This window comes from Streptomyces flavofungini (assembly GCF_041028215.1).
Classification (GTDB): Bacteria; Actinomycetota; Actinomycetes; order Streptomycetales; family Streptomycetaceae; genus Streptomyces; species Streptomyces flavofungini_B.
The window spans coordinates 1-722 of the sequence record NZ_JASKYR010001480.1; the positions used below are offsets into that span (position 1 = coordinate 1).

The following is a 722-nucleotide window of genomic DNA, read 5'->3' on the forward strand; positions in this document are numbered from 1 at the left end:
GGCCCGCACCGTACCGACGCGCACGGCACCGGCCAGCACGTGATGCGCCCCCACGACGGTGCCGAACGGTCCGCCGGATTCTGGCGGGCGCCCTTCGCCGCGGGTACGTTCCGCGAGATCGGCCATGTGCTGGTCTCGCTGCCCCTGGCCGTCGCGGGGTTCAGCTTCGCCGTCACCGGGTTCGCCCTGGGGGCCGGGCTGCTGGTCACCGTGGTCGGGCTGCCCGTGCTCGCCGTGCTTCTCGCGGGGGCGCGCGGTCTCGGGGCCGCCGAGCGGGGCCGGGCGCGCAGGGCGCTGGGGCTCGCGGTGGCGGGCCCGGCCGCGTTCGAACCGTCCGGCCGGGGCTGGTGGGCGTGGACGCGGGCGCGTCTCGCGGACGGCGCGGGGTGGAAGGCGCTGCTGTTCCAGGCCGTGATGTTCCCCTGGCGCGTGGTCAGCTTCGTCCTGACGGTGACCGTCTTCGTGACCGGCTGGGCGCTCGCGCTCTTCCCCGCGTACTCCTGGGTCTTCCACCGCTACGTCGGCTGGCCCGGCTACCGCGTCTACGACTACACGTCCGGCGGCGAGCGGCACCAGTACTACATCACCTCGCCCGTCCAGATCGCGGCCGTGGCGCTGATCGGCGCCGTCGTCGTCCTCCTCACCCCGAAGCTGGTACGCGGCCTGACGAACGTCGACCGCTCCGCGGTGCGTTCGCTGCTCGGCTGAACGTGGCCCTGCCC

The 722-nt window shown here is 74.5% G+C and carries 1 protein-coding gene; it reads left to right on the forward strand.

Features of this window, described 5'->3' with window-relative positions; genetic code table 11:
- Positions 1-42 precede the first annotated feature (42 nt).
- Positions 43-708 (forward strand): sensor domain-containing protein, encoded by a 666-nt coding sequence (locus tag AB8Z36_RS41765; protein WP_440582146.1) that lies wholly within the window; start codon positions 43-45, stop codon positions 706-708.
- Positions 709-722 lie beyond the last annotated feature (14 nt).

Coding starts and splice junctions, on each gene's coding strand:
- AB8Z36_RS41765 (WP_440582146.1), top strand. CDS start 43: ATGCGCCCCCACGACGGTGCCGAACGGTCCGCCGGATTCTGGCGGGCG.